28 protein-coding genes are annotated in these 26019 nt (G+C 64.2%); 18 read left to right on the forward strand and 10 right to left on the reverse strand.

The annotated features are described in order from the left end of the window. Positions 1 to 85 precede the first annotated feature (85 nt). Entirely contained in the window at positions 86 to 1369 is a 1284-nt protein-coding gene (glpB, locus tag ACERI1_RS07970; RefSeq protein WP_373617564.1) for a glycerol-3-phosphate dehydrogenase subunit GlpB, read from the reverse strand. Next, the gene (gene glpA, locus ACERI1_RS07975) at positions 1370 to 3079 is read right to left on the reverse strand and encodes an anaerobic glycerol-3-phosphate dehydrogenase subunit GlpA (RefSeq protein ID WP_373617565.1); all 1710 of its coding nucleotides are present in this window, start codon (positions 3077 to 3079) and stop codon (positions 1370 to 1372) included. 297 nt (positions 3080 to 3376) lie between these two features. Between glpA and glpK the strand changes: the two genes are divergently transcribed. From glpK to ACERI1_RS07995, 4 genes are all read left to right on the forward strand, one after another. After that, positions 3377 to 4918: a glycerol kinase GlpK gene (glpK, locus tag ACERI1_RS07980; protein ID WP_373617566.1), complete on the forward strand. Its 1542-nt coding sequence runs from the start codon at positions 3377 to 3379 to the stop codon at positions 4916 to 4918. Between the two features lie 3 nt (positions 4919 to 4921). Continuing rightward, positions 4922 to 5995: a hypothetical protein gene (locus ACERI1_RS07985; protein ID WP_373617567.1), complete on the forward strand. Its 1074-nt coding sequence runs from the start codon at positions 4922 to 4924 to the stop codon at positions 5993 to 5995. Positions 5996 to 6172: 177 nt separating this feature from the next. Continuing rightward, positions 6173 to 6676, forward strand: coding sequence for a cupin domain-containing protein (locus tag ACERI1_RS07990; RefSeq protein WP_373617568.1), 504 nt, complete (start codon positions 6173 to 6175; stop codon positions 6674 to 6676). A 39-nt stretch (positions 6677 to 6715) separates the two neighbouring features. Further along, positions 6716 to 7399 (forward strand): HAD-IIB family hydrolase, encoded by a 684-nt coding sequence (locus ACERI1_RS07995; RefSeq protein ID WP_373617569.1) that lies wholly within the window; start codon positions 6716 to 6718, stop codon positions 7397 to 7399. A 320-nt stretch (positions 7400 to 7719) separates the two neighbouring features. Here ACERI1_RS07995 and ACERI1_RS08000 read toward each other — a convergent pair whose 3' ends face one another. Then, positions 7720 to 7914, reverse strand: coding sequence for a cold-shock protein (locus ACERI1_RS08000; protein WP_255167031.1), 195 nt, complete (start codon positions 7912 to 7914; stop codon positions 7720 to 7722). Between the two features lie 223 nt (positions 7915 to 8137). Further along, the gene (locus ACERI1_RS08005; RefSeq protein ID WP_373617570.1) at positions 8138 to 8491 is read right to left on the reverse strand and encodes a hypothetical protein; all 354 of its coding nucleotides are present in this window, start codon (positions 8489 to 8491) and stop codon (positions 8138 to 8140) included. A gap of 238 nt (positions 8492 to 8729) precedes the next feature. Here ACERI1_RS08005 and ACERI1_RS08010 point away from each other — a divergent pair, with 238 nt between their 5' ends. From ACERI1_RS08010 to ACERI1_RS08025, 4 genes are all read left to right on the forward strand, one after another. Next, a complete protein-coding gene (locus ACERI1_RS08010; RefSeq protein ID WP_373617571.1) occupies positions 8730 to 9725 on the forward strand; it encodes a PhoU domain-containing protein in 996 nt (331 codons plus the stop codon). 80 nt (positions 9726 to 9805) lie between these two features. Beyond that, the gene (locus ACERI1_RS08015; RefSeq protein ID WP_373617572.1) at positions 9806 to 11080 is read left to right on the forward strand and encodes a Single-stranded DNA binding protein; all 1275 of its coding nucleotides are present in this window, start codon (positions 9806 to 9808) and stop codon (positions 11078 to 11080) included. Further along, entirely contained in the window at positions 11077 to 12750 is a 1674-nt protein-coding gene (locus ACERI1_RS08020; protein ID WP_373617574.1) for a hypothetical protein, read from the forward strand. The genes ACERI1_RS08015 and ACERI1_RS08020 overlap by 4 nt, the downstream gene beginning before the upstream one ends. Before the next feature lie 9 nt (positions 12751 to 12759). Next, positions 12760 to 13599, forward strand: coding sequence for a metallophosphoesterase (locus tag ACERI1_RS08025; protein WP_373617575.1), 840 nt, complete (start codon positions 12760 to 12762; stop codon positions 13597 to 13599). A 24-nt stretch (positions 13600 to 13623) separates the two neighbouring features. Here ACERI1_RS08025 and ACERI1_RS08030 read toward each other — a convergent pair whose 3' ends face one another. After that, positions 13624 to 13932: a hypothetical protein gene (locus ACERI1_RS08030; protein WP_373617576.1), complete on the reverse strand. Its 309-nt coding sequence runs from the start codon at positions 13930 to 13932 to the stop codon at positions 13624 to 13626. A 168-nt stretch (positions 13933 to 14100) separates the two neighbouring features. Here ACERI1_RS08030 and ACERI1_RS08035 point away from each other — a divergent pair, with 168 nt between their 5' ends. Then, positions 14101 to 14334, forward strand: a complete 234-nt coding sequence (locus ACERI1_RS08035; protein ID WP_373617577.1) for a helix-turn-helix domain-containing protein — start codon at positions 14101 to 14103, stop codon at positions 14332 to 14334. Positions 14335 to 14437: 103 nt separating this feature from the next. On the opposite strand, the gene glnA is transcribed toward ACERI1_RS08035, so the two are convergent. Together glnA and ACERI1_RS08045 are read right to left on the reverse strand one after the other, a co-directional pair. Next, on the reverse strand, positions 14438 to 15793 hold the full coding sequence (gene glnA / locus ACERI1_RS08040; protein ID WP_373617578.1) for a type I glutamate--ammonia ligase: 1356 nt from the start codon (positions 15791 to 15793) through the stop codon (positions 14438 to 14440). Between the two features lie 251 nt (positions 15794 to 16044). Next, the gene (locus ACERI1_RS08045; protein WP_373617580.1) at positions 16045 to 16398 is read right to left on the reverse strand and encodes a hypothetical protein; all 354 of its coding nucleotides are present in this window, start codon (positions 16396 to 16398) and stop codon (positions 16045 to 16047) included. Positions 16399 to 16602: 204 nt separating this feature from the next. Between ACERI1_RS08045 and ACERI1_RS08050 the strand changes: the two genes are divergently transcribed. Beyond that, complete coding sequence (locus ACERI1_RS08050; protein ID WP_373617582.1) at positions 16603 to 16953, forward strand: thioredoxin family protein; 351 nt, start codon at positions 16603 to 16605, stop codon at positions 16951 to 16953. Between the two features lie 108 nt (positions 16954 to 17061). On the opposite strand, the gene ACERI1_RS08055 is transcribed toward ACERI1_RS08050, so the two are convergent. The 3 genes from ACERI1_RS08055 to ACERI1_RS08065 all read right to left on the reverse strand — a co-directional run bounded on the left by ACERI1_RS08055 (position 17062) and on the right by ACERI1_RS08065 (position 19447). Next, on the reverse strand, positions 17062 to 17400 hold the full coding sequence (locus ACERI1_RS08055; RefSeq protein WP_373617584.1) for a hypothetical protein: 339 nt from the start codon (positions 17398 to 17400) through the stop codon (positions 17062 to 17064). Between the two features lie 440 nt (positions 17401 to 17840). Continuing rightward, complete coding sequence (locus ACERI1_RS08060; RefSeq protein ID WP_373617585.1) at positions 17841 to 18068, reverse strand: hypothetical protein; 228 nt, start codon at positions 18066 to 18068, stop codon at positions 17841 to 17843. A 464-nt stretch (positions 18069 to 18532) separates the two neighbouring features. After that, positions 18533 to 19447 carry a PGF-CTERM sorting domain-containing protein gene (locus tag ACERI1_RS08065; protein ID WP_373617587.1) on the reverse strand — a complete coding sequence of 305 codons (915 nt, stop codon included), beginning with the start codon at positions 19445 to 19447 and terminating at the stop codon, positions 18533 to 18535. A gap of 324 nt (positions 19448 to 19771) precedes the next feature. Between ACERI1_RS08065 and ACERI1_RS08070 the strand changes: the two genes are divergently transcribed. The 8 genes from ACERI1_RS08070 (at position 19772) to ACERI1_RS08105 (ending at position 26016) form a co-directional block, all read left to right on the forward strand. Beyond that, complete coding sequence (locus ACERI1_RS08070) at positions 19772 to 20158, forward strand: hypothetical protein (RefSeq protein WP_373617588.1); 387 nt, start codon at positions 19772 to 19774, stop codon at positions 20156 to 20158. Between the two features lie 105 nt (positions 20159 to 20263). Continuing rightward, on the forward strand, positions 20264 to 20875 hold the full coding sequence (locus ACERI1_RS08075; protein WP_373617589.1) for a translation initiation factor IF-2 subunit beta: 612 nt from the start codon (positions 20264 to 20266) through the stop codon (positions 20873 to 20875). A gap of 83 nt (positions 20876 to 20958) precedes the next feature. After that, the gene (locus tag ACERI1_RS08080) at positions 20959 to 21591 is read left to right on the forward strand and encodes an HAD family hydrolase (RefSeq protein ID WP_373617591.1); all 633 of its coding nucleotides are present in this window, start codon (positions 20959 to 20961) and stop codon (positions 21589 to 21591) included. A gap of 40 nt (positions 21592 to 21631) precedes the next feature. Next, a complete protein-coding gene (gene cbiB, locus ACERI1_RS08085) occupies positions 21632 to 22612 on the forward strand; it encodes an adenosylcobinamide-phosphate synthase CbiB (protein ID WP_373617592.1) in 981 nt (326 codons plus the stop codon). Then, the gene (gene cobS, locus ACERI1_RS08090) at positions 22603 to 23367 is read left to right on the forward strand and encodes an adenosylcobinamide-GDP ribazoletransferase (RefSeq protein WP_373617593.1); all 765 of its coding nucleotides are present in this window, start codon (positions 22603 to 22605) and stop codon (positions 23365 to 23367) included. The genes cbiB and cobS overlap by 10 nt, the downstream gene beginning before the upstream one ends. Next, positions 23367 to 23951 carry an NTP transferase domain-containing protein gene (locus ACERI1_RS08095; protein ID WP_373618151.1) on the forward strand — a complete coding sequence of 195 codons (585 nt, stop codon included), beginning with the start codon at positions 23367 to 23369 and terminating at the stop codon, positions 23949 to 23951. The genes cobS and ACERI1_RS08095 overlap by 1 nt, the downstream gene beginning before the upstream one ends. After that, positions 23952 to 24974, forward strand: a complete 1023-nt coding sequence (gene cobT / locus ACERI1_RS08100; protein WP_373617594.1) for a nicotinate mononucleotide-dependent phosphoribosyltransferase CobT — start codon at positions 23952 to 23954, stop codon at positions 24972 to 24974. It abuts the gene before it with no gap. Beyond that, positions 24964 to 26016: a histidinol-phosphate transaminase gene (locus tag ACERI1_RS08105; protein ID WP_373617596.1), complete on the forward strand. Its 1053-nt coding sequence runs from the start codon at positions 24964 to 24966 to the stop codon at positions 26014 to 26016. Before cobT ends, ACERI1_RS08105 begins: the two co-directional genes overlap by 11 nt. The last annotated feature ends 3 nt before the right edge of the window (positions 26017 to 26019 follow it).

Below are 26019 nucleotides of genomic sequence, written 5' to 3' on the forward strand. Positions count from 1 at the left end.
ATCACCTGGGTCGGTCGATCGCTATCGGTCGCATCGATCGTCCGTGATCGCTCCGTTCCGTTGCTCGAGACGGCCACGGTCACTCTCATTGTCGTCCCTCCGCGGCGCGCTGGCCCGCGACGTAGCCCGTCGCGAGCGAGACGCCGCTGCCGGATTTCTCGGCGGCGAAGTCGTAGCCGCCAAGGACTGCACCCACCGCCCGGAGGTTCGAGAACTCGGGCTCGTCCCCGGCGTTGAGCGGCCGGAGTTCACGGTCGACGGGCAGGCCGAATCTCGCGTAGGGCTGGTCGCCGAAGACGTCGTCGACGAACCAGTCGTAGCGGTCAGCCGGATGAGGAACGTGACAGTCGAAGATCGGTTCGAACACCCGCTCGCGCTCCGATCGCACGCCCTTGCCGACCAGCCCACCCGTCGCGAGCACGTACTCGGCGGCGCGGTGGGGAATCTCGGTCCCGTTGCGGTCGACGACGACGTGATCGATTCGCCCGTCAGCTGCGGTCTCGTACTCGACCACTGGTACGCCTGTCGTCACCCGGACGCCGGCCTCGGCGAGCGCCTCGTAGAGCAGGTCCTCGAGTCGCAGCCCGGGCAGGCTCGGCGGCCCCATCGGAACCTCGAAGACGTCGACGCCGAGTCGCTCCGCGAGGTCGGCCCTGACCGCGTCGGCGTGGTCGTCTCCGAGGATCGCGGGGAACCCGACGCGGGTCTCGTCCTCGAGCTGGGACCGAACGATATCCGCGAGGGCTTCGCGGGCGGTCGTCTCACCTACTGCCGTCTCCACGGCTTCGTCGTGGTCGAGCAGGTGTGCGTATCGCGTGACCTTCGCGTCGTCCCGGACGATACCGGGGAACCGAATCGTCACGCCACGGGCCGCGAAGGGTGCGCCGGCGGCCTCGAGATGCGCGGCCGCCAGCGGAGCCTCGAAGTCCGGCAGCGTCTCGAAGCCGACGAGTAGGGTATCGCGACTGTCGCTCGCGAGGCCGGCGGCGGTCGAAACGGGGTATCTGGCGGTCGGCTTGACCGTCCCGCCGTGGGTCGGGACGAGCGCGTTCGCGTCCGTATGGTCGCCGTCGTAGGCGTCACCTGCGATCTCGTCGAAAAACGAGAGTCCCTCGCGGACCGCCTCGAGCCCCACGCGCTCGTAGGGGTGGCCCTCAGGGAGGTCGGCGAGCGCGGCGAAGGGATCCACGAGCGGACCCTCACCCGACGGCGTGTAGCCGAGGACATCGATCAACCCGCTGGCGTTACGCAGCGTGCTCTGTTTGTGCGAAACGAGTCGAACCTGCGCGCCTTCGTCTGCCGCGGCGAGTGCAGCGGTCGCACCTGCAAGTCCGCCACCGATGACGAGGACGTCGTCTTCGATCGCCATCTAGCGGCCCCCCTGGAGCCCGTCGATCCGGTCTCCTTCGGCGCGACCGTCGTCGAAGGCCGCGAAATCGACCCTCGACGTCGCTCTCGCGGGATCGTGATCTCGGTTCATCGTCGTCGCGTGCAGCGCGTAGTTGAGCATCGCTTGCGAGAGCTGTTCGCCCCACAGCGCGTGGCGCTCGCCTTTCCAGCGTTCCTGAAAGAGTTCGTCCAGTGCCTCGCGGACCGTCTCCTCGTCATACTCGGGATGGAGTTCGTTCGCCATGTTCTGACAGCAAAAGCCACCCTGGCAGTTCCCCATCGAGGCCCGCGTCCGAATGCGAACCGCGTTCAGGTCCGTTCCCGACTGAGCGATGGCATCGTTGATCTCCGCGCGCGTGACGCCCTCACACTGGCAGATCACCGGGTTCGGCTCGTCGGTCTCGAGCACCTCGCGCGCCCGACTACCGAGTCGCTGCCTGCTCCGGCGGGCTACCGGTGAGCGCAGGCCGAAGTCGTCCATTCCGGCCTCGAGGGTCGCGATGTTTTCGCTGCCGGGCAGTGGCTCGTCGGCGGTCGCACAGGTAGCACTCACGCCCAGTTTCTCGCAGACGTGATCTGCGATATCTTCGGCCATCATCCGATAGGTGGTGAACTTGCCGCCGACGATACTGGACATCCCGGCGACGCCGTCGCGGTCGGCGTGATCGAGCAGGAAGAAGTCACGGGTGATGTCCGTCGGGTCCTGCGTGCCGGTCCCCGGCGGCTCGTAGAGCGGGCGGACGCCCCAGAACGAACGGATGGTTCTGGCTTCCTCGAGGATCGGCACCAGTTCCGAGAGAGTGTCGATCATCTGGTCGACTTCCCACCGCTCCTCGGGATAGTCGTCCGGGTCGTCGACTTCCTCGTCGGTCGTGCCCAAGATTGCGGTCGTCTCGTGGGGAACGATGATGTCGGCGTCGCCTTTCGGATGGCAACGGTTGATGACGGTGTCGACCTGCCGGACGTTCATGATCGTCATCACACCCTTGGAGGGGCGGACCGCGATCTCGAGGTCGGCCATCGCACCGATCTGGCCGGCCCACGCGCCGGTCGCGTTGACGACGTACTCGGCGGTGATCTCCTCGGTGGTCCCGGGCGTGGCGTGCGTGCGCTTGCCGGGGCCCGAGTCGTGGCGCACCTCGACACCGTAGATGTCGTCGCCGTCGCGCAGGAGGTCGATCACCTCGGCGTGGGTCTCGACGCGCGCGCCGTGGTTCTCGGCGTCGATCGCGTTCGCGACACAGAGCCGGAACGGGTCGACCGCGCCGTCGGGGACCTCTATTGCCCGTTTGACGTCGTCTGCGAGGTAGGGTTCGACTTCGCGGGCTTCCGACCCCGAGAGCACGCGCGCGGGGATCCCACACTCCCGACAGCCCTCGAGTTTCTCCCGGAAGTAGTCGTCCGAATCCTCGGGTCGCTGGACGAACAGCCCGCCGGTCTCCTCGACGCAGTGGCCGGCGATCTCCCGAAGGACCTCGTTTTCTTCGATACACTCCGTCGCGCTGGCCTGGTCGGAGACGGCGTAGCGCCCGCCGCTGTGGAGGAGGCCGTGCATCCGACCAGTCGTTCCGTCTGTGAGGTTGCCTCGCTCGACGAGCGTGACCTCGAGGCCCCGCATCGCCAGGTCGCGGGCGATGCCACAGCCGGTCGAGCCGCCGCCGAGGACGAGAACCTCCGTGTCACGGGCCATTCTTTCAGAAGCCAATACGGACAGCCACACCTTTATTTTATCGGCGGCTTGGGAACAGCCATAACAATTGGCGAATGTTGGTGTCTGCCGTCAGTTGATCGGAATATTATTTGATGTCTGGCTGCCAATTTCAACTCTGAAAGTACCGGTTCTAGCGTTCACACTGTCCAAATTCTCATGCTACCTTATTATAGCTGTATTATAGGTGCGGTAACATTTATAATGATTGTCGGAATTGTTTACCAGTAGCACGCGTCCATCGGTAAAGACGTCGCGTGAGAGTGTGGGAGATCACCTATGACAGCCAACACATACGTCGGTGCGGTAGACCAAGGGACGACCGGCACCCGCTTCATCGTCTTCGATCACGAGGGGCAGGTCGTCGCGAACGCCTACGAGAAGCACGAACAGATTTACCCAGAACCCGGCTGGGTCGAACACGACCCGATGGAGATCTGGGAGAACACCAAAGCCGTCATCAGTCAGGCTCTCGAGCAGGCGGGCATCGGCCCCGATCAGCTCGAGGCCATCGGTGTGACCAACCAGCGAGAGACGACGCTGCTGTGGGATGCAGACACTGGCAACCCCGTCCACAACGCCATCGTCTGGCAGGACCGTCGGACGACCGATCGCGTCGAGGCTCTCGAGGACGAGGGCATGGTCGAGACCATTCGTGACAAGACCGGCCTCGAGGCCGACGCCTACTTCTCGGCGACGAAAGCCGAGTGGCTGCTCGACAACGCCGACCCGATCAAGCTCGAGCGCACGCGCCCCGCGGACATCCGCGACCGCGCAGAGCAGGGCGAGGTCCTGTTCGGGACCATCGATACGTGGTTGATCTACAACCTCACGGGCAACCACATCACCGAAGTCACGAACGCCTCGCGGACGATGCTCTACAACATCCACGACCTCGAGTGGGACGACGACTTGCTGGCGGAGTTTTCAGTTCCCGAGGCGATGTTACCCGAGGTCCGCCCCTCGAGCGACGAGGATACCTACGGGACGACCGATCCCGACGGCTTCCTCGAGGCCGAGGTGCCGGTCGCGGGTGCACTGGGCGACCAGCAGGCGGCCCTGTTCGGCCAGACCTGTTTCGACGCCGGCGACGCGAAGAACACCTACGGCACCGGGTCGTTCTTCCTGATGAACACCGGCAACGAGGCCGTCGAATCCGACCACGGCCTGCTGACGACGATCGGCTTCCAGCGCGCGGGCGAAGACGTCCAGTACGCACTCGAGGGAGCGATCTTCGTCACCGGCGCGGCGATCGAGTGGCTCGAGGACATGACGCTGATCGACGATCCCGCCGAGACGGCAGAACTGGCCCGCAGCGTCGACACGACCGATGGTGTCTACGTCGTCCCCGCGTTTACGGGACTGGGCGCGCCCCACTGGGATCAGCGCGCACGCGGCACCATCCTCGGGATGACACGTGGCACCCGCAAGGAACACGTCGTCCGCGCGACCCTCGAGTCGATCGCCTACCAGACCCGTGACGTTGCCGAAGCGATGGAGGCTGACTCGGGCATCGAGATGACGAGCCTGAAAGTCGACGGCGGCGCGGTCAAGAACAACTTCCTCTGTCAACTCCAGTCGGACATCATTGGGTCGGATATCGTCCGCCCAGTAGTCGACGAGACGACGGCGCTGGGGTCGGCCTACGCGGCCGGCCTCGCCGTTGGCTACTGGAGCGATCCCGACGAGTTGCGAAGCAACTGGCAGGTCGACGCCGAGTTCGAACCCGAGATGGACCCGGCCACCGCCGATCAGCGATACGACCGCTGGGGGGACGCCGTCGACCGAGCGCGCGACTGGGCGCGGGATAGTGAGGAGTAAGCGATGGTCCAGACGCTCCTTCAGATTCCCGTCATCGGGATGGAGACCGACGCGTTCGTCCTCCTGCTCATCACCGCCCTCGCTGGCGGTGCGTTCGGTGCAGCACTCGGTGCACTGCCGTCGTTCGTCTTTACGGGCTTCGTCGTCTTCCTCGGTGAAGGCGTCGCGATCCTTCAGCGTGAAGTCGGTGCAGTCGAGGGTATCCCGGCAGCCGAACTCGGCGCTGGCATCACCGGAACGATCGGCTTCGGCGCAGTGACTGGTCCCCATATCGCCTTCGCCGGCGGCGTCGCTGCGACGGCCTACGCCGGGCGGCGCTATCCCGAGATGGAACCCGCCGGTTGGGACTACCACTTCGGGAAGAACATTCTGTACGCGTTCGGGACGAAACCCGACATCCTCGCCGTCGGGGCGGTCTTCGGCGCAGTCGGGATGCTCATCACCCAAGTGATGAACGGGATCGGTTTCCCGACGGATAACATCGCACTCTCAGTCGTGGTGACGGCCTTCCTGGCTCGCCTCGCCTTCGGCTACCCGATCGTCGGCAAGGTGGCCGGCTCGGGCATTCTCGACATGTCGCCGTTCGAGCGCGAAGAAAAACGTATGGCGACCGACGGCGGCACTGAGACCGACCGATTAGCGACCGAACCCTGGCTCCCGCACCAGTACGAGTGGTCCGGCGTGACCGTCATCGGGCTCGTGGGTGGGATCCTCGGTGGCTACATCTGGCTCGTGACTGAGAGCATCTTCCTGGGCTATGCGATCTCCGCGATGAGCCTGCTGTTTCTCAACCTCGGGGTCGAGAAGATTCCAGTCACCCACCACATCACGCTGTTGGGTGCGGTGGGTGCAATCATCGCGATGCCGGCTATCGGGAGCGAACCGGTTGCACTGCTCGTCGCCGGTGTCTTCGGTGCGATCTCCGGCCTTCTCGGTGAGGTGAGCCAGCGAATCTTCTACTCCCACTCTGGGACCCACGTCGACCCGCCGGCGATGGCGATCGCGGAGTTCATGTTCGTTCTCGGGGTGCTCTATCTGCTCGGGCTGCTGCCCAACGCGGGTTACCTCGCGCTCTGAATGCGAGACGTTTCATCCGAGGGCCCCGTTCTACTACCTATCTGACAACTACCATCCGGCGCTGTTGTCGCCCGCAGCAAGTGATCGATGCGGTCGGCAGTCCGACCGCCGTGTCGTTGGACTTCCCTAACCACTCTCACTACTATTTTATCGCACTGTGTGACGTCGTCTCTAGGTATGGGCACAGAAGCAAGTTCAGAAGCGGTGCCGACAGTGATGGGCGCGACCGATGGGAAGGCGCTGTGGTCCGTCGGTGTGCTGATGCTCTTCAAGGCCGATTCCGAGCGGACAGACGGCGCGTTTACGCTGCTCGAGCACACTGCCCCTGCCGGGTACGAAACGCCATACCACGTCCACCACGCCGAGGACGAACTGTTCTACGTCCTCGACGGTGCGATCGACTGCTACTACGGCGATGACGGCGAGAACGTGCGCCGAGCCGGGCCGGGAGAGACCGTTTGGCTCCCTCGAGACGTCCCCCACGGCTTCCGTGTCGTGAGCGACGATGCCTGTCACATGCTCGTACAGGTGACGCCGGCAGGCCTCGAGGAGTTATTCAGGGAGGTCGGGACGCCGGCGAAGCGACTGGACCCGCCGCCACAAGCCGAACTGGACACCGCGGCGCTGGCTGAAGCCGCAGCAGCGTATCAACTCGAGATCCTCGGGCCGCTCCCGGATTGAACCGACCGCTTTAGGTCACCCAGCCCTCGAGTCACGGGTATGACCGCCGACCCGCCGCTCGTCCTCGACGTCGACGGCACCCTGACCCGGCCCGACGGCTGGGGTATCGATCCCCGCGTCTTCGATCCACTTCGCGAATGGGACGCACCCGTCGTGATCGCCACCGGGAAGGCCTTCCCCTACCCCGTTGCGCTCTGTCACTTCATCGGGATTCCCGAGATCGTCGTCGCCGAAAACGGCGGCGTCGTCTACACCGGCGACGACGTCTTCTTCACCGCCGACCGCGAAGCCGCCCAGGCCGTCACCGAGGAGTACCGCGCTGCCGGCTACGAACTCGGCTGGGGCGAGGAAGACACCGTCAACCGCTGGCGCGAAACCGAAATCGCCGTTAACTTAGAACAGCCACTCGAGCCGCTACGTGAGATCGCCGCCGAGCACGGCCTCGAGGTGATCGACACCGGCTACGCCTACCACGTCAAAGATGCGACTCCGAACAAGGGTGCGGGGCTCGAGACGATCGCCGAGCACATCACTATCGACCTCGAGGAGTGTGTCGCCATCGGCGACTCGGTCAACGACGTTTCGACGTTCGAGGCCGTCGGTCGCGGGTTCGCTGTCAAAAACGCCGACGAGGCGGCGAAAGCGGCTGCCGACGAGGTTCTTGCAGACGTTCACGCGGATGGGACGCTTGCGGTGCTCGAGCGAGTTGGCGGGACGCGCTGATAAGTTCTCTCCTCTCACCCTGCGCCAGTAGTGTTCGGTAGGGGCGGCGTACTCGAGACCGAAGATGCGTTGGCTTCGATCAGAAACGGGTTGGCATCATACGGACGCCTGTCAATGAGCGTCGGTAGGCCCGCGGTGCTACGGGTACACCATAGTAGCCACTGACCGTCACTGCACACCCGATCGCACAGTTGCCGTGCGATCAGCGTGTCAATCGGTTCAGTGGCTACTATAGGACGTCGTGACAGTTGACCGTCTCAGTCGTACGAGTCGAAGAATGAAACCGTTTCACGGTCGCCGAAGCGACAATGAAATCGGACTTAGTTGCGGACGACGTTCGTCGCGCGGGGACCCTTGGGGGCCTGTTCGATATCGAATTCGATGTCTGTGCCTTCTTCGAGGTCCGGGCCGCCAACGTCTTCCATGTGGAAGAAAACGTCATCGTCCGCGTCGTCCGTCGAAATGAAACCGTAGCCGCCTGTGTCGTTGAAGAAATCAACCGTACCGTTTGCCATTACACTAACTCAAAATTCGACTATACGGTTAAGTATTCCGCATTTGTTTTCTGATTGCGCTAACACCGATTATGACATCCAGAAATATAGTATACTGGTAGGCATTCACCCATCATTTGGCAGGAAGTGGGACAATCGTGTCCGGTACAGAACAATGGCGGAAGACTTCCGATGTATCCACAGTTCTCTTAGTCGCGAAAAGCCAATTATCGAGTATTCGAGCCTAGCTCTTGCCAGCGCTCGAGTCGCTGTCGCTAGCCGTGTCGGTTTCCTCGTCGACCGACGACTGGACATCGTCGATGTCGACAGGAGTGTCGAGTTCGTCCGTGTCGATCGCCTGCTCGAGGGTTTCTGTATCGGCCACCGCTTGCAGCCCCTGCTCGTCGACCGCAGACTGGATCTCTCCGGCGTCGATCGCCGAATCGACTGTTCCGTCGTTCGTCGACGATTTCAGCGCCCGCCGGACGACGATGTAGCCAGCCAGCGCCGCCCCGCCGGAGGCGATCGCCCCCGGAACCCCGTATCGTCTGTAGCCGAACGTGACCGCTTTCTTGCCGATTGTATAGGCTCCGATCATGTCCAACGATTGCACTGGGACGCGCAAGAGAGCGGGGCTTTCGTACGGAAGCGAGGAGGGGAGTCACCACCCTGCACACGTTCTATATAGTTATCAGATAACGTGGGGACGTAATTGTGTGTCGCAGACGAGCGTTCGAAAGCGCATCGAGCAATCCATATAGTCGAATTGAGGGCACATCTCGGAAACACTCTATAGATTTGCCCATATTTATATTCTATCGGTCGAACCACGTCATATGGAGACGCGAAAGGTCCAGGTGACGGGTGGATCGACCTACACCGTCTCGCTGCCGAAAACGTGGGCGACTGAGAACAACGTCAGCGCCGGGACGACAGTCGAGTTCTATCCAGAAGACGACGCGCTGTTGCTGACGCCCCAGAGCGAAACGGAACGGCAGGAGGGAACCCTCGATATCTCGCAGCTCGAGGGCGAACGACTCACCCGGGCCGTGATGACGATGTACGTCAGCGGCTTCGACATCATCAGACTCGAGGCGGGCCGCATCACGACCGACCAGCGTCGGGCGATTCGCAGTGCAACACAGGGGCTGGTCGGCGTCGAAGTCTTAGAGGAGACGACCGACAGCGTGGTTATTCAGGACCTGCTCGATTCCTCGGAGCTGTCGATCGTTAACGCCGTCACGCGGATGCGCCTGATCGCACAGTCGATGCTCGAAGATGCCGTCCGAGCACTGATCGAGAACGACGACGACATCGCACACGACGTGATCGAGCGCGACGACGACGTCGACCGACTCTGGCTCGTCGTCTCGCGGATCTTTCGCGCGACGCTTCGCTCTCCGCGGGCGGCCGAGGAACTCGGCGTGCCCCGCGAGGACTGTTTCGACCTGCACTCGAGTGCCCGTCAACTCGAGCGCGTCGCCGACCACGCTGCCAAGATCAGCAACCTCGCGCTCAAACTCGACGAGATTCCCGCGGACGTCGCCGAAGCGCTCGAGGAACTCCAAACGGACGCGTCGACGATTCTGGAGAAATCGATGGACGCGCTGTTCGCTGAAGAGACTGACGAGGCGAACCGACTCGGCCACGCTGCCCGTGAGGAAGTCCTCGGGATCGATCAGCACACGCGCCAGATCGACGATATGCTCCGCGAGCTCGATCCGGTGCAGGCCCAGTCACTGGGGCTGATCGTCGACTCGCTGTCCAGAAGCGCCGACTACGGCGGTAACATCGCCGAAACGGCACTCCAGAAGGCCGCACCGCGCCCCTGACGGTCGCTTGACTGCTCGTCGCTGTTCACTTTCACCCTTCTGCGGGAACGCTTTTTAAGCCCCACTCCGAAAGGAAAACGATGGAACTCGACGATCATGCCGAGGATCTCGCCTCCGACCTCGGTGTCGACAAAGAGGAGGTCAAAGCTGACCTGCAGAATTTGGTAGAGTACAGCGTCCCGATAGACGAGGCCGTCCAGAGCCTCCGGCGGAAGTACGGCGATGGGTCCAGCGGCGGGAGCGGGACACCATCGTCGAAAGACGTTGCGGAGATCACGCCAGAGGATAGCTCAGTCACCGTCACCGGCGTCGTCCTGACGGCCGGCAAACGGTCGATCCGCTATCAGGGCTCCGATCACGTCATCGTCGAAGGCCGACTGGCCGACGAGACCGGCGTCATCGACTACACTGCGTGGGAAGACTTCGGCCTCTCGCCGGGCGAGACGATCACCGCGGGCAACGCGGGCGTCCGCGAGTGGGACGGCGAACCCGAACTCAACCTCGGCGAGAGCACCTCGCTTTCCTTCCTCGAGGAATCGCTCGAGGTCCCCGCCGAGATCGGCGGCGACGCCCAGTTGGCCGACCTGCAGACGGGCGATCGTGCCGTCACGATCGAAGTAAGCGTTCTCGAGTGCGAGCGCAAGACGATCGACGGTCGCGACGGTGAAACGGACATTCTGAGCGGTGTCCTCGGCGACGAAAGCGGGCGGCTTCCGTTTACGAACTGGGATCCCGCGCCCGAAATCGAAGAGGGCGGCTCGGTTCGAATCGAGAACGCCTACGTCCAGGAGTTCCGTGGCGTCCCCGAGGTCAACGTCTCCGAGTTCTCGACGGTCACCGCACTCGAGCGCGAGATCGACGTCGGCAGCGACACCGCGACGATGGATATCGGCGACGCCGTCGCGACCGGCGGGGTCTACGACGTCGAAGTCGTGGGCAATCTGCTTGCGGTTCGTGACGGCTCCGGCCTGATCCAGCGCTGTCCGGAGTGTTACCGAGTCATCCAGAAAGGGCAGTGTCGAACCCACGGCGATGTCGACGGCATCGACGACATGCGCGTCAAGGCGATCCTCGACGACGGCACCGGTGCCGTCACGGTCGTCCTCGACGACGAGTTGACCGAGCGGGTTTACGGTGGTACCTTGGAGGACGCCTTAGAGCAGGCCCGTGAAGCCATGGATCAGGAGGTCGTCGCCGATACGATCCGCGAGCGCATCGTTGGCCGCGAGTACCGCGTGCGCGGGCATCTCTCGGTCGACGAGTATGGTGCAAACCTCGACGCCGAGACGTTCGAAGAGAGCGACGACGATCCGACCGCGCGTGCGGCGGCCTTCCTGACGGAGGTGGACGCATGAGCGCGAACGGAAACGGGAACGGTGACGAGATTCCGGGCCGAGAGGTCGCTTACCGCCTGTTTGCCGCCGAGTACGACGACGCCTCGCTTTCGTATGCCGAAAGCGACGAAGAACGTGCGCCGAACTACGTCATCTCGCCGACCGGTGCGCGGCTCAACCGCGTGTTCGTCGTCGGGACGCTTACCGAGGTCACGTCGGTCAACGACGAGATGGTCCGAGCCCGTGTCGTCGATCCCACCGGCGCGTTCGTCGTCTACGCCGGCCAGTACCAGCCCGACGAACTGGCCTTCCTCGAGCAAGCATCGCCCCCTGCCTTCGTTGCGGTGACGGGCAAAGCCCGGACCTTCCAGCCCGACGATTCGGACCAGGTCTACACCTCGATCCGGCCCGAGAGCATTGCGGCGGTCGACGCCGACACCCGGGACCGCTGGGTCGTCAGCGCGGCTGAACGAACGCTCGAGCGCGTCGGCACTTACGCTGGGGCGACCGAGCTGGATTCCGGTGGCGAGGCCCTGACCGACGCTCTCCGTGAAGCCGGTATCGAATCCGGCCTCGCAGCCGGGATTCCCCTCGCACAGGAACACTACGGCACCACGCCGTCGTACCTCGCGGCGCTGCGTGACTGTGCGCTCGAGGCGGTCGAGGTCGTCGCGGACGAGCGCGACCAGGTGAGCGGTCTCGACCTCGCCCCCGACGCGACGAGCCCCGAATACGACGTGACGGCTGCGTCGCTGGCCAATCTTACCGGCTTCGAGGCCGACGCGCTCGAGGGCAGTGGCGATTCAGAGCCGGAGTTTGACGCCGAGTCGACGGAACCGGTTGCGGCGACTACCGGCAGCGGTTCCACGGCGGTCGATTCCGACGCACACGCTGGCGATGCAGCCGGGACGGCGACGACCAGTGACGATCCCGACACCGCAGTGATCGACGCCGACCTCGAGACCGAGACAGCCGAAGACGACCTCGAGTCGGATGCGGGCGAGGCCGCCGAATCGAGTCTCGAATCCGAGACGGTCGCGAGCGACGATGCGACTGCCGATACCGACACGCCTGCGGTAGAACGCGATGACACTGCAGCCGACGCCAGCGACGAGCAGACCGACGATGTCGCGTCCGCAGCCGACGACGACCTCGGAGACTTCGATGCTGGCGACGTCGACGACGGCATGTACGAGATGGACGAGGCGGAACGCGAACAGCTCGAGGAAGAGTTCGGCGCGGAGTTTACGACCGGCAGCGAGGTCGACGACCCCGGAAAAGCCGATATCGATGTTCCCGACCCGGAGGACGCCGTCGCCGACGAGGACGCAGCGACCGAGGACGTGACAGGAGCATCCGAAGCTGACGTACGTGGCGTCTCCGACGACCTCGGTGCACCACCTGAATCCGGACTCGAGGCCGCGGAAACCGACGAAGCGGACGATACGGATGCTGACGCCGACGACACTGCGAGCGACGACGACCCAGCCGACGACGTCGACCTGGATACGTACGTCATCGAGACCATGGAAGCGCTCGATGACGGCGACGGTGCCGATCGGACGGAACTGATCGAAACGGTCGTCGACGACACCGGCGCCTCGGCTGCCGAGGTCGAAGACGCGATTCAGGACGCGCTGATGGGCGGGCAGTGTTACGAACCCAACGACGAGACGCTGAAAGCGATCTGATCGGTCGCAATGTGTGGTGAGCCCCACCGTTCCGATGCCGGCGGTGCGTCGCCGCCCGCACGCGTCGAGCCCGTTCCCGACGAACCCGCTGCGACCGCCACGATCGGGGGCGAGCGCGCGCTACTCGTCGCCGACTATCACGCCGGGTACGAGGCCGGCTTGCGATACGACCGCGGTGTCGACGTCCCGAGTCACGCGCCCGACCGCCGGGAGCGACTGCTGGCACTGTGCGAGCGTACCCGTCCCGACCGACTGGTGATCCTCGGCGACCTCATGCACTCGATCGGCGAGCCAGGCGGGGCCGAACGCGGCGAACTCGAGGTGCTGTTCGAATCGCTTCCAGCCACGCTCGCGGTCACGGTCGTCAAGGGCAACCACGACGGTCGCATCGAAACCTGGCTCGACGAGAGCGACGACATCGACGCGACGGTCGACATCGTTTCCGGCAAGGGGGTCGCCCTCGGTGCGGTCGGTGTCTGTCACGGCCACACGTGGCCCGATCCGGCGGTCCTCGAAAGCGAAGTTGTCTGTCTGGGCCACGAACACCCCTGCGTGCGGCTCACGGACGCGGTCGGTGGGAGCCGCGTCGAGCGCGCGTGGCTGCGTGGCAAACTCGAGCCTGCACCGTTTCACGAGCGGCCAGAGTACGAGGGGATCGCGTGGCTCGAGCAGCCGGACGAATCGCCGCCACGCGTGGTCGTCATGCCTGCGTTCAACGACCTCGTCGGTGGGACGTGGACCAACGTGGCCGGGCAGTCGTTTCTCTCGCCGTTTCTGCCCGCGGGGCTGGCCGACGGTGAGGCGTATCTGCTCGATGGGACGCGACTTGGTGCGTACGAGTCAGTTTGACGGCGCGATCGGCAACCAGAGAAATTACGGTCGTACCGTTTTCGACCGAATCTCGTCGTCCTCGCGCCACTGGTAATAGTAGTACTCGGTCCCGGCGATTTCCGTCACCGAAACCGTCGCTCGTTCCGGAACGCCGTCGGGGTACGTTTCCGGCTCAGTCCCGTCTGACGACGCGCCCTCACCGTCGTGCTGGTCTTTCCATGCAGCCAACTCCTCGAGGTAGGAACTTACGGCACGAAGCGTCGCTCCGTCTTGCGCGGTGAGTTCGTCGCGCGTCTCGTCGCTTACGCTGTCCAGTTCCGGCGGCGGAGTCGGTCGCTCGTCCGGAGGCATGTCTCCTGCTGGGAACGGGAGACCCGTAAAACGTCGTTTTTGCGTCGCGACCAGTCTGCTCGACGCCTCCTGTTACTCGGTGACGTGACCCATATTAGGTCCCAATATTCACTAGTACCCCAACTACGTACAAATTTATATACAAGAACGTGGCCCGTTCTGTCGACAATGACGTCACAAACGCACCGTCCTGCGACGCAGATCGGTCCGGTTCCGGAAGAACTCGAATCAGCGCGAGCGAAACTCGTGTACATTTATCTCGAGGCAAGCGGGGGTGCCACAGCCGATGAGCTCGGTGAGTTCCTGTCGATGAAGCAGATCAACATCCTGAGCGTGCTGAACTCGCTGTCGAGTAGCGGCTACGTCGAGCGGTCGGGATCGGAGTACGCCGTCGCGAACTAACGAGAGGGCGTCGCATCAGGGGACGAAGGGGTATCGACCGTTCTATCGCTGCCGCACGTCTCGTGAGACGTATCGCCGCGCCGTGAAAACAAGCGCAGGGCAGTTAGAAGGTCTCGAGGTAGCGGTCGAGTTCCCACTGGGAGACGTCGATGAGGTAGTCTTCGAACTCCTGGCGCTTTGCCTCGACGAATTTGGAGGCAACGTGATCGCCGAGTGCGCTGTAGATCGCCTCGTCTTCCTCTAAGGCATCGACGGCCTCGCCGAGGTTGCTCGGGAGCGTGTCGATACCGTACTCCTCGCGTTTCTGTTCGTCGAACTCGTAGATGTTCTCGCGAACCGGGTCCGGACACTCGAGGTCGCGCTCGATCCCGTCGAGGCCGGCATGAATCATGACCGCGAGCGCGAGGTACGGGTTACACGACGGATCGGGCGAACGCAGTTCGACGCGTGAAGCGGCGGGGACGCGGGCTGCAGGCTTGCGGATCAGTGCCGAGCGGTTGCGGTCGGACCACGCGACGTAGACGGGTGCTTCGTAGCCGGGCACCAGCCGCTTGTAGCTGTTCACGGTGGGGTTTGCGACCGCCGTAATCGCGGGTGCGTGCTCTAAGATACCGGCGATGAAGGCGTGGGCGGTCTCCGAGAGGTCGAACTCGTCGTCCCCGTCGTGGAAGGCGTTCTCGCCGTCGTCGGTGAACAGCGAGAGGTGGGTGTGCATGCCTGAACCGTTGATCTTCGGGATCGGTTTGGGCATGAAGGTCGCGTGCTGGTCGTGTTGGGCGGCGATCGCGCGGACGACCGTACGGAAGGTGCCGACGTTGTCCGCGGTCGTCAGCGCGTCGTCGTACTCGAAGTTGATCTCGTGTTGGCCGCGGGCGACCTCGTGGTGGCTGGCTTCGATCTCGAAGCCCATCTCTTCTAAGCCATAGATGATGTCACGCCGGACATCGCTCGCGAGGTCTTTCGGCGCGAGGTCGAAGTAGCCGCCGTAGTCACCGGTTTCGGTCGTTGCACGCCCCTCCTCGTCTTCTTCGAAGAGGAAGAACTCCGGCTCTGGCGCGGCGTTGACGGTATAGCCCATCTCGTCGGCGCGCTCTAAGGCGTTTTTGAGGACGCGACGCGGGTCGCCCTCGAAGGGCTCGCCCGTCGAGGTGTTGATGACGTCACAGATCATGCGGGCCGATGCACCGTCCTCGCGGTTTTGCCACGGGAGGATCGCGAACGTGTCGGGATCGGGCTTAAGCCGCATGTCCGACTCCTGAATGCGGACGAAGCCTTCGATCGAGGAACCGTCGAAGTAAATCCCCTCGGTAAACGCCTTCTCGGCCTGTCGTGCCGGCACGGAGACGTTCTTGACAGTTCCCAGAATGTCGGTGAACTGCAACCGAAGGAAGTCGATGTCTTTCTCCTCGATTTCGCCTAGCACGTCCGTTTCCGCAGCAGTGAGGTTTCCATTCGTCATCTTATGCTCGAGTCAGACAACGGATTCTACTATTAAAGCTCTGCTGTTGTGGGCGAATATACGCAAATGGCTAAAAAATAGCCCATTCGTAGCTTATAATATGGTAGTGGTCGGGGTATAGTTGATACCGGCTGAAAACAATCGGAAAAACTGGATAAGCGTGTAGTGTTCAGTCACCAGGGCGGTGTATCTGGCATTCCTTTTCGTCCGAGGTCGTGGTTCGATCGGCGGTCGCCGGGCTCCGGTCTCGGTCACTGGATCTCGGAGCGGGGCTGTGAGCCAGTGGCTGCAAACTCGGTCAGTGCCGTCAGACTTGAGAGGCTGGCAGCGATCGACGCCCGCCAGACGGTCGCCGAGGCACGGAGTGTGCGTTGCCACGCGACGAGCGGGCCCGACAACTCGCGGGGCGGTGTGGTCTCGTTCGACCGTGGACGCTTGGCGAGCGTGGTCTCACAGTCGGGACAGACGTACGCGAGAGCCGTCCGTTGTGGTTGCAACTGCCAGTCGCCGTCGATGGGGCTCGTGTGATCACACTCCCAGCAGAACAGCGTCGCTTTCCGCCGGGTCGGCGTCCCGTCATGGTGGTCAGTTGCGGATTGGATCATCGAACGTGGATACTGTCCCCAGACATAAAGCCACAGCCCCTTCGAAGTCCACATAATCACACCATTCAGTAACTATTCTTCCTGACACCGTCATCCGACCCGAGATATGGGCCGTGTCAACGCGTACTAATCAGTGGGTGGCGTTTGGGCCTGACAGTCGGACACAGCGTCAGTGGTTTTTATGATGGAACCCTACTCGTTCCCATGACCGCACCCAACAAGCCGCGTCAACTCGAGACCGGCGACGAACTCGATGACTTCGTCGCGACACACGACGTTTCGCTCGTCGAATTTTATACCAACGGGTGTGCGATGTGTCAGGCGATGGAACCGGTACTGGGGAACGTCGCGCGCGCGACGGATATCGCGATCGGGATGGTCAATCCTCGTGACGATGCCGACCTCGTTGGCCGCTTTAACGTCCAGTCGGTGCCGCTGTTGGTCCTCTTCGAAGACGGGACAGAAACCGCCCGACTGGCAGACGGATTCCAGGGCGGCGACGCCGTCACTGAGTTTCTGGCAACGAACGTCCCGGACGCCGTTGACGCGAACTGACGTACCAATCGTTTGGCCACGCAGCCGCTTACGTTTGCCTCGAGCCACGCGACACTGGCGCAACACCAAGCGTCGCCGCCACACGTCGAGTCGAACGGCGCTATAGTCTCACTCGTCTGGCTCGAGTTCGCTCGGATCGAGTTCACCGTCGAGATACTGCTCGCCCAGCTCGGACACCTCGTAGACGCCAGTCATGGGATTGTTCAGGAGGCCGTACTTGGCCAGTTCCCGACATCGGTAGGCGCCGAAATTGCCCGGACAGAGTCCTGCCTCGTCGAGTTGGGCGGGTTGGTAGGCGTCCTCGGACTGCAGAAACTCGAGGATCGGTTTGTCTGCGGGCTCCATCCACTCGGCGTCCGTTTCCTGCTCGGCTTCGGTCTCGGATTCAGCCTCGGTTTCGGTCTCTGCCGCCGATTCGTCCGACGCGTTGGTCGTCGACTCGTCCATAGAGTACCCATTCATCTCCTCGGAGGAATGTGTTTCTGAAACACCGCGAGGCGGGTGTCACCACTGACGGTCACTGCACACCCGATCGGTAGACAGCCAATCGATCGATGTGGCCCTCGGTTCGGGTGGACCGGGGGAACGGCCACGACCGGTCCGTTCACGCCGCATGGTGATGGCGAGTTTCCTCGTGGCTGACACCTACTGTGTCGGTGCAGCATAATCGACGTGCACGTTCGGCGTCGTCGCCGGCTCTTGCCCCGTGATGCCGCGGTCGACGAACGTGACATCGGTCAGGTCGCTGGTCGGGTAGTTCACTCAGTGAGAATCCCGGCGTCTACTGTTTACGGCGAGGAAGATGTCACCAAACGACCGGCTGAGTTACCGTGTGTGTTTGTCTCGGATATCGACACAGTCCGGAACAGGTTCCGGTGACTGCGTCCCTAATCAGCGTCCTCGAGCAGGCCGAGGTCGCTGGCGGCGAGATCCGCGATCTGATCGGCAATGTCGGGATCGACTGCGGCGACGTCGTCGCCGTCGTGGAGCTGTTCGTTGTGCCGGTCGACCGCGTCAGCCACATCGGAGAGTGGGATACGGGAAGTCGTCTCGCAGACAGGACAGACGATCGGGACGTGTGGGCCGTCCTCGTCCGCTTCGTTCGTGTTCGCCATTTGCCGGGTGTCTCGCGCCGACCGTCAAAACATAATTGATTCGACGCTCGTGTGTCGACCGCGGTCTCGAGACGGTGTCTCCCGACTAGTCATAGCAGTGTCATAATGTATCTCATGTCAGTGCTGGTCGATTTTCCGTCCGTTTTCATCCCTCTCTGCCGATTTCGGCCAGCAGTATTATAGTGATCCGATCGAATCATCAGGTAGACGGGGGTACGACAGTCTGTCGGCAGGATATCCTGCCTGATCCGTTCGCCCCGTCACCGCATTCGAGGAGCTCCATGGTTCCTGGCTACACCTGTAGCCATTCCCTGTCTTTCGGCCCGATACAACACTCGTGAGCCACCGCAGCGCCTCGAGTGGGAAACGCAGACGGCTGCTATCACTGATTCTGTCGCCTCCCGGTGTACCGCAGAGCGGGTTGTGGGCCCGTGAAACCCACTGACGGGGGTTCGTAGTACGCGCTAGCTACGATATCGCGCGAGGACGGCAACCGAGAGTGCAACGATGGCCGTGAGTATGCCAAATCCAGGCATCATATCATCCGCATTGGACGGGTCATCATTGGACGACTGTGACTCAGTCGGCTCGGTCGAACTCGACTCGTTGGGATCGAATCGTTCGTCAGCCGGCGCATCGAGTTGCAAGACGACGACGGCCTGTCCGTGAGACGAATTGCTGGTGTACGTCCAGCCACCGCCCGCTTCGTCGTACGGTTCCGCGGCCTCGATCGGATCGATGTCCGTATCCCAGCCGTCGCCTTTGGGGACCTGCTGGATGTATCCGACGACGTCGATCCGGTCGGCGTACTCGCCGCTGATCTGGGCCTCACCGTACGTGAGCGTCGCCTCTTCGTCGTTCCCATGGAACTCGAGACAGTGCGAGTCCATGTAGCCGTCACCCTGTGCGACGTCCGGACTCGTCCCGAACTGGTCCCCGTCGAGCGGGAACTCGTGATGCTCGTTCATCGGGAATTCGACGGTCATTGGGTCGGCCTCGGAGTGCCACGTCGTCGCGCCGCCGGTCGGGACCGTCACCGTCGTGTTCGGTACCGACTCACCGATGACCGGATCGCCGTTCTCGTTGAGCAACGTGACGCAGATCTTTCCGGACCCGTCACCGAGGTACGGACTGCGATACTCGTCGCGCGGGTTCTCGTAGCTGACCCAACTCCCGTCGTCGGCCGCCGCCTCGAAGTACGGATCACCCCGATCCGGCGCGGGTTGGCGGTACGCTTCTTCCGACACCGTTTCGTTTCCGTCGGGCGGGGCACCCACAGCCCCAGTCGCCGCGAGCCCGACGATTACGGCCAGCGCGAGCCCGAACGTGAGCAGTTTTCGTCCAGCGAGCGCCGCTCGAGGCCCATCTACGCCAGCCATGGGTATGCCTCCTCACCGACGAGAGCTGTCGGGGAATTACTCATACGACCGTTCGGCTGCATTGACTGTCTTGCTAACACACGAGTCATCGCGCTGACGTACCGGATACCCCATCCTATATATGAGCGGCCTACTCTCGGGGTAGACGGTTCATACCGTCAGTAAACACGTCCTACGTGGGCTCACGGCGCCGTCGACCGTCCACGCGGGCGCTCCTCGCAACACCGTCTTTTCGGCGGCGTCAGCGATGAAACGAGCCGGTGTGGCCGGTCCCACGCGAACGCCGGCAGGCCGCTTTTCCGATGGGTTGCGATACCACCACTGATGAGCAACGAGCACCCGGACCGTGACCGTGTCCAGGACCGCGCCGAACAGCGCCAATCCGAGCGAGCCGACCACACCGAATCGATCTTCGAGGCCGTCGAACGTGACCTCGACGACCTCGAGTATCCGGTCACCAGCGAGGAACTCGCCACGGAGTACGCCACCGAGCCGATCGACATGCCAAACGAGACGGAATCGATCGGCAGCGTCTTCGACCGACTGGTAGACGAGCAGTACGACTCATCCGAGGAGGTTCGCGAAGCCGCCTACGGCGAACTCACTGGCGAAGCTGGCAGCCCCAACGAGGCGAACCTCGAGCGCGACCTCGACGAACTGGACGACGAGAATGTGGGACCGGTTAGCGAGCCCGGGGACGGAACGGACTAGTCTGGCGGACTCTCGGCCCGGTCTCCGCAGTGCGATCGATCGCCACTCCCAGAGACTGATCGTGATAGCAGAACGGATTTACGTCCCCGTCACCACCTCTCGTGTATGGATTACGAATCGAGTCTCGACCGAGCGATGGAGGACGTCCCCGACATCGGGGGCGACGAAGAGCGACTCCAGATCCCCGATCCGGAGACACAGAAAGACGGCGCGTTCACGCGCGTGAAGAATCTCGACGAGATCGCCGACGTGCTCTCGCGGGAGACCGAACATCTCCACCGGTTCATCCAGCGCGAGATGGGGACCAGCGGCAAACTCGAGAACGGTCGGGGCCGGTACAACGGCACCTTCTCCCAGAAGGATTTCGACGCGGCGATCGACGCCTACGTCGACGAGTACGTCCTCTGTTCGGAGTGTGGCCTGCCGGACACCCGCCTCGTACGCGAAGACCGCACGCCGATGTTGCGCTGTGACGCCTGTGGGGCGTTCCGCCCGGTCACCAAACGGTCGACCAGCAGCCAGCAGCAACAACAGCAAGACGCCGTCGAGGAGGGGCAGACCTACACGGTCGAAATCACCGGCACCGGTCGCAAGGGCGACGGTGTCGCCGAGAAGGGTAACTACACGATCTTCGTCCCCGGTGCCGACGAGGGCGACGTCGTCGACATCTACATCAAGAACATCTCGGGCAATCTGGCGTTCGCCCGACTCGACTGAGACGCGAGTCGCTGAGATTTTTCGTTCAGTGCTGTCGCCCGCGGATCGCGACGTTAAAGTCAGCTTGTGCTAGCCACAATATTGTGGCAGTATCGTTCGACCTCTTCGGGACGCTCGTGACCGCCGACCGGCCAGCGGACCCTGCCGCAGCCGTCGCGACTGAACTCGAGAACCGCGACGTCACGGTACCAGACGACTGGGCCGACGCCTACGCCGAGGCACATGTCGACGCACCGTCCGGCGCGGAAGTGCCGCTGCCGGCACACGTCTCGCGTGCACTCGCGAGCCGCGGCGTCGACTACGAACACAACGCAGCCAGACGCGCTGTCGTGGCGGCGTTCGATCCGACCGTCGAGACCAGACCGGGCGCGCTCGAGGCGGTCGCGGCAGCTCGAGAACACGGGCCGGTCGCGATCTGTTCGAACTGTAGCGTCCCCGAACTTGTCGGTCGGACGCTCGTCCGCTCGGACTTCGAGCGCGACGATTTCGACGCGATCGTCACGAGCGTCGGCTGTGGCTGGCGCAAGCCCGCCTCCGAGATCTTCGAACTGACGGCCGACGAACTCGGCGTCGTCCCCGACGAGCTAATTCACGTGGGTGACGATCCCCACGCCGACGGCGGGATCGAAGCCATCGGCGGAACGGCACTGCTCCTCGAGGACGAGTCGCTCGCGGATGTGCCGGCGCGGCTAGCGGCACGTGCAGAGTCGTCATGAGAACACGAGCACTGCCAGCTGGCAGTCAGGAGGTGACGACGTGGCGCTGACGTCGCTTGCGGTCATCGGGCTGGCGGTCAGTCTCGATCTGCTGTTTGGCGAGCCGCCAACTGCGTTCCATCCAGTGGCGTGGTTCGGTCGGCTCGTCGACGCCCTCGACCGGAAGTGGCACGAGACCGATCGCGGGCAGCGACTGGCCGGCGTCGGAATCGCCGCCCTTGCCCCACTCGTCCCTGCCGCCATCGCCGGTGGAGCCGTCTTCGCGGCGTCGTCGTTCCATCCGATGGCCGGCGGAATTGCCGCCGCAGTTGTCCTCTTTCTGACGACCAGCCTTCGAGCACTGCTCGAGTTGACCCGGGATATCGTCGCGGCCACCGACGGCGACATAGCCGACGTTCGCACGCGGATCCGCGGGCTGGTCGGTCGGGACGCATCGGCGCTGTCAGCCGCCGAGCTTCGCAGCGCTGCCGTCGAGAGCGCGGCTGAAAACCTCGCTGACGGGCTGGTCGCCACGTTGCTGCCGTTTGCAGTCCTCGCGCCGGTTTCGCTGCCAGCCGCTGCGGCGGTCGCCGCGTGGGTCAAAGGTGTCAACACGCTCGATTCGATGCTCGGCTACCCTTCCAAGCCCGTCGGGACCGCGAGCGCGCGCCTGGACGACGCCGTGATGTATCTTCCCGCCCGGCTCTCGGCGGTCACGATCGCCGTCGCCGCGGCGAACCCGCTCGCGCTCGCACGCGCCAGCCAGTGGGCGCGAATGCCGCCGTCGCCGAATTCCGGCTGGCCGATGGCGACGCTGGCCTGTGCGTTGGCGATCCGCCTCGAGAAGCCGGATGTCTACGTCCTCAATCCCGATGCTGCTCTCCCAACGCTGACCGATGGCGAACGTGCCGTCTCACTCGTTGGACGGGCAGCGATCGTCTCGCTGGTCGTTGCCGTCGCGCTCGCGGTGCTCGTTGCAGAGGGGGCAGCGCTCGAGGCGAGTCGCCACGTGGCCACGGGGGTGGGCATCGCGTGGCAGTGATCGGTCGCTGGGTCGGTGCCGTCCGCGGGGCACTGGGATTTCTTACGCGACTCCCGATCGGCACCCGCGATGGCGACTGGCACGCGTTCCGGGCGACGCCGGCGGCGTTTCCGATCGCTGGGCTCATTGCGGGCGCGCTGGCGGCGGTCCCGTTGCTCGCCGGAGAGACGCTCGCAGCACCGACCGTGGCGCTTGGCTACCTGCTGGCGGTGTACGCCGTGATGGGAATCCACCATCTCGACGGCGTCGCGGATCTGGGCGATGCGCTGGTCGTCCACGGCGATCAGGAACGTCGCCGCGAGGTACTCAAGGATACGACGACCGGTGTCGGCGCGCTGCTGTCGGTGTCGGTCACCGTCGCCGCGCTGGCACTCGGCGGGCTCGGACTGGCCGGCCTTCCCGTCCGCGCGGCCATCGGCGTCGCGGTCTGTGCCGAAGTCGGGACCAAACTCGGGATGGCCGCGCTCGCCTGTTTCGGTAACGCAGTCACCGAGGGTATGGGCAAGCAGTTCACCGATGGCGCCGCTGCCGGGTCGTTTCTCGCACCCGCAGTCATCGCCCTCACCGTGGTCGCCATCGGCCAGTCGGCACTCGGTGCGGTCGCGTTCTGTGGGGCCGTCGCCGGTGTCGGCCTCCCCTGGTACTGGGCAACCCGCCAGCTCGGGGGCATCAACGGCGACATCTTCGGCGCGGCAAACGAGATCGGTCGCATCGCTGGCATCCATCTGGGGGTGATCGCGTGGACGCTCTCGTGATGTGTGGCGGGAAAGGCACGCGCCTCGAGAGCGCCCACGAAAAGCCGCTGCACCCGATCGCCGGGACGCCGATGGTCGACCGCGTCCTGTCTGGGCTCGCGGCCAGCCGGCTCGAGACGATCTATACCGCCGTCTCGCCGAACGCGCCGGAGACGCGGGCGCATCTCGAGGCAACCGACGGCGTGACGACGATCGAGACGGCTGGCGAGGGTTACGTGGCCGATTTGATGAGCCTACTCGAGCGACCCGACCTCTCTCCGCCGCTTCTGACGGTCGCAGCAGATCTCCCGCTGCTCGAGGCCCCGGTCGTCGACCGCGTGCTCGAAGCACACGGCGACAGCGACGCCTCGCGGACCGTCTGCGTCCCCGTGGCACTCAAACGACGGCTCGGCGTTAGCATCGATACCCGATTCGAGTCAGCTGACCACCTCGCGCCGACCGGGGTCAACGTCGTCGGCACCGCATCCGATTCCACATCCATGATCGACGTACACTACGACACACGACTTGCAGTGAACGTGAACCGGCTCGAAGACGCACGGATCGCAGCCGATCGACTGGCCCGGTCGGCGGAGGGCCGCTAAATGCGGGTCCTGCTCGCCGCCGGAACGACCGAGACGGCGCTGATCGACGGCATCAGCGCTGCCGGCGCCGCCCCCGAGCTGATGGCACACACCCCCTCGGCTGACGTCGAGATCCTCACCTACGGCGAGCCGACTGCGGCGCCGGTGACGCCGGTGAGCCCGACCGGCTGTCCGACGCCTGCAGCCGTAACCCGCGCGGTGCGGGAGGTCGTCGACTTCGACCTCGCGGTGATCGACGCGGGACTTGCCAAGTCGACGGCCGCGCCGACGGTCGATCTCGACGTCCAGCCGGGCGTCGATGTCCGCGAATCAGCGGCCGTCCCCGATGCAAACGCCACATTCGACCGGGCCTACGACTATGGCGCGAGCCTGCCCGACGACGAGGTCATGATCGGCGAGACCGTCCCCGGCGGGACGACCACCGCACTCGGCGTCCTTACCGCACTCGGCGAGCCGGCTGGCGTCTCCTCGTCGCTACCCGAGAACCCGATCGAGCGCAAGCGACGGGTCGTCGACGAGGCGCTGGCCGAAAGCGACCTCGAGGCCGGCGACTGCGAGGGCGCACCGCTCGAGGCCATCGAAGCTGTCGGCGACCCCGTCCAGCCGACGGTGGCCGGTATCGCTGCAGGTGCGCTCGAGGCAGGCACTGACGTGACGCTGGCCGGCGGCACGCAGATGGTCGCCGTCGCGGCCCTGTTGCGCCACGCCGGGATCGACGCGGACCTGTCGATCGCGACCACCTCGTTCGTCGCCGACGAGCAGGGCGACCGGCTCGCCGAGACCTGCGACCACCTCGGCTGCGAGCTGACTGTCACCGACCCCGGCTTCGACGAGGGCAACCACGTCGCGATGGAACGCTACTGTGCCGGCGAGGCCAAAGAGGGCGTCGCGATGGGCGGCGCGCTCTCGCTGGTCCCCAACGATCGGATGAGCGAGGTCAGAGACCGACTCGAGGCGGTCTGTGACCGGCTCGGCATCGAAAACGACGCCAGTGCTCCTTCGGAGGAGTCCAGTGGATCCTGAAGCGATCCGAACCGGCTCGCGGGTCCCCCACGGTGGCGAGACAGATCGCGAGCTGCTGGACTTCTCGGCCAACACCAACCCCCGAGTGCCCGCGGGCGTCGACGACGTGTACGCGGCCGCACTCGAGGCGTCGCGGCGTTATCCGGACGACGACTACCCGGCATACCGAGATGCGGCAGCGTCGTTCGTCGGCTGCGACCCCGAGCAGGTGATCCCGACCCCCGGCGGACTCGCCGCGATCCGGCTGGCGATGGAGAGTACCCTCGAGCCCGGCGACGAGGCGCTAGTTCCCTACCCGAGTTTCGGCGAGTACGCCCGTGAGGTCCGCCTACAGGGGGCGACACCACGATTCGTGCGCTACGACGACCTACACGAACTCGGCCCCTCCGTACTCGAGCCGTGTTCGCTGGCAGTGGTCTGTACGCCGAACAATCCGACCGGCGATGCGATCTCGCCGGACGCACTCGAGACGCTCGTCGATCGGTGTGGGGACGCCGACATGACCCTGTTGGTCGACGAGGCGTTTCTCGGCTTCACCGACCGGTCGTCTGCAGCCGAACTGGGGCGCAACCACGTTATCGTCGCGCGCTCGCTCACCAAACTGTTCGGCCTGCCGGGGCTTCGCGCTGGCTTTGCCGTCGCACGCGGCACACGGCGAGACGCGCTTGCGACCGCCCGCCGCGCGTGGTCGCTCGGCACGCCGGCGGCTCGCGTCGGCACACACTGTCTCCGACAGGACGAGTTCGTCCGCGAGACCCGCGAGCGCGTCGCAAGCGAACGCGAGCGGATGCGCGAAGCGCTCGAACAGCGATTCGACGTTCATCCGTCGGACGCGCCTTATCTCCTCTGTGATGTCGGCGACCGCGACGTGGGAACGGTGATCGCCGACGCGCGAGCCGCCGGCGTGGCGATTCGGGACGCGACGACCTTCCGCGCGCTCGACTCGCATATCCGCGTCGCCATCAAGGATCGTGCGGCCAACGACCGCCTACTGGGCGCACTGGGCGTTGGCGACGCTGACGACAGCCCAGCCGACCGCTGAGAC

The sequence above is a fragment of the Natrinema sp. HArc-T2 genome (assembly GCF_041821085.1).
Classification (GTDB): domain Archaea; phylum Halobacteriota; class Halobacteria; order Halobacteriales; family Natrialbaceae; genus Natrinema.

Bases quoted from the DNA above. Each gene is read 5' to 3' on its own strand.
- glpB (WP_373617564.1), bottom strand. From the start codon at position 1,369: ATGGCGATCGAAGACGACGTCCTCGTCATCGGTGGCGGACTTGCAGGT.
- glpA (WP_373617565.1), bottom strand. From the start codon at position 3,079: ATGGCCCGTGACACGGAGGTTCTCGTCCTCGGCGGCGGCTCGACCGGC.
- glpK (WP_373617566.1), top strand. From the start codon at position 3,377: ATGACAGCCAACACATACGTCGGTGCGGTAGACCAAGGGACGACCGGC.
- ACERI1_RS07985 (WP_373617567.1), top strand. From the start codon at position 4,922: ATGGTCCAGACGCTCCTTCAGATTCCCGTCATCGGGATGGAGACCGAC.
- ACERI1_RS07990 (WP_373617568.1), top strand. From the start codon at position 6,173: ATGGGCACAGAAGCAAGTTCAGAAGCGGTGCCGACAGTGATGGGCGCG.
- ACERI1_RS07995 (WP_373617569.1), top strand. From the start codon at position 6,716: ATGACCGCCGACCCGCCGCTCGTCCTCGACGTCGACGGCACCCTGACC.
- ACERI1_RS08000 (WP_255167031.1), bottom strand. From the start codon at position 7,914: ATGGCAAACGGTACGGTTGATTTCTTCAACGACACAGGCGGCTACGGT.
- ACERI1_RS08005 (WP_373617570.1), bottom strand. From the start codon at position 8,491: ATGATCGGAGCCTATACAATCGGCAAGAAAGCGGTCACGTTCGGCTAC.
- ACERI1_RS08010 (WP_373617571.1), top strand. From the start codon at position 8,730: ATGGAGACGCGAAAGGTCCAGGTGACGGGTGGATCGACCTACACCGTC.
- ACERI1_RS08015 (WP_373617572.1), top strand. From the start codon at position 9,806: ATGGAACTCGACGATCATGCCGAGGATCTCGCCTCCGACCTCGGTGTC.
- ACERI1_RS08020 (WP_373617574.1), top strand. From the start codon at position 11,077: ATGAGCGCGAACGGAAACGGGAACGGTGACGAGATTCCGGGCCGAGAG.
- ACERI1_RS08025 (WP_373617575.1), top strand. From the start codon at position 12,760: ATGTGTGGTGAGCCCCACCGTTCCGATGCCGGCGGTGCGTCGCCGCCC.
- ACERI1_RS08030 (WP_373617576.1), bottom strand. From the start codon at position 13,932: ATGCCTCCGGACGAGCGACCGACTCCGCCGCCGGAACTGGACAGCGTA.
- ACERI1_RS08035 (WP_373617577.1), top strand. From the start codon at position 14,101: ATGACGTCACAAACGCACCGTCCTGCGACGCAGATCGGTCCGGTTCCG.
- glnA (WP_373617578.1), bottom strand. From the start codon at position 15,793: ATGACGAATGGAAACCTCACTGCTGCGGAAACGGACGTGCTAGGCGAA.
- ACERI1_RS08045 (WP_373617580.1), bottom strand. From the start codon at position 16,398: ATGATCCAATCCGCAACTGACCACCATGACGGGACGCCGACCCGGCGG.
- ACERI1_RS08050 (WP_373617582.1), top strand. From the start codon at position 16,603: ATGACCGCACCCAACAAGCCGCGTCAACTCGAGACCGGCGACGAACTC.
- ACERI1_RS08055 (WP_373617584.1), bottom strand. From the start codon at position 17,400: ATGGACGAGTCGACGACCAACGCGTCGGACGAATCGGCGGCAGAGACC.
- ACERI1_RS08060 (WP_373617585.1), bottom strand. From the start codon at position 18,068: ATGGCGAACACGAACGAAGCGGACGAGGACGGCCCACACGTCCCGATC.
- ACERI1_RS08065 (WP_373617587.1), bottom strand. From the start codon at position 19,447: ATGGCTGGCGTAGATGGGCCTCGAGCGGCGCTCGCTGGACGAAAACTG.
- ACERI1_RS08070 (WP_373617588.1), top strand. From the start codon at position 19,772: ATGAGCAACGAGCACCCGGACCGTGACCGTGTCCAGGACCGCGCCGAA.
- ACERI1_RS08075 (WP_373617589.1), top strand. From the start codon at position 20,264: ATGGATTACGAATCGAGTCTCGACCGAGCGATGGAGGACGTCCCCGAC.
- ACERI1_RS08095 (WP_373618151.1), top strand. From the start codon at position 23,367: ATGTGTGGCGGGAAAGGCACGCGCCTCGAGAGCGCCCACGAAAAGCCG.
- cobT (WP_373617594.1), top strand. From the start codon at position 23,952: ATGCGGGTCCTGCTCGCCGCCGGAACGACCGAGACGGCGCTGATCGAC.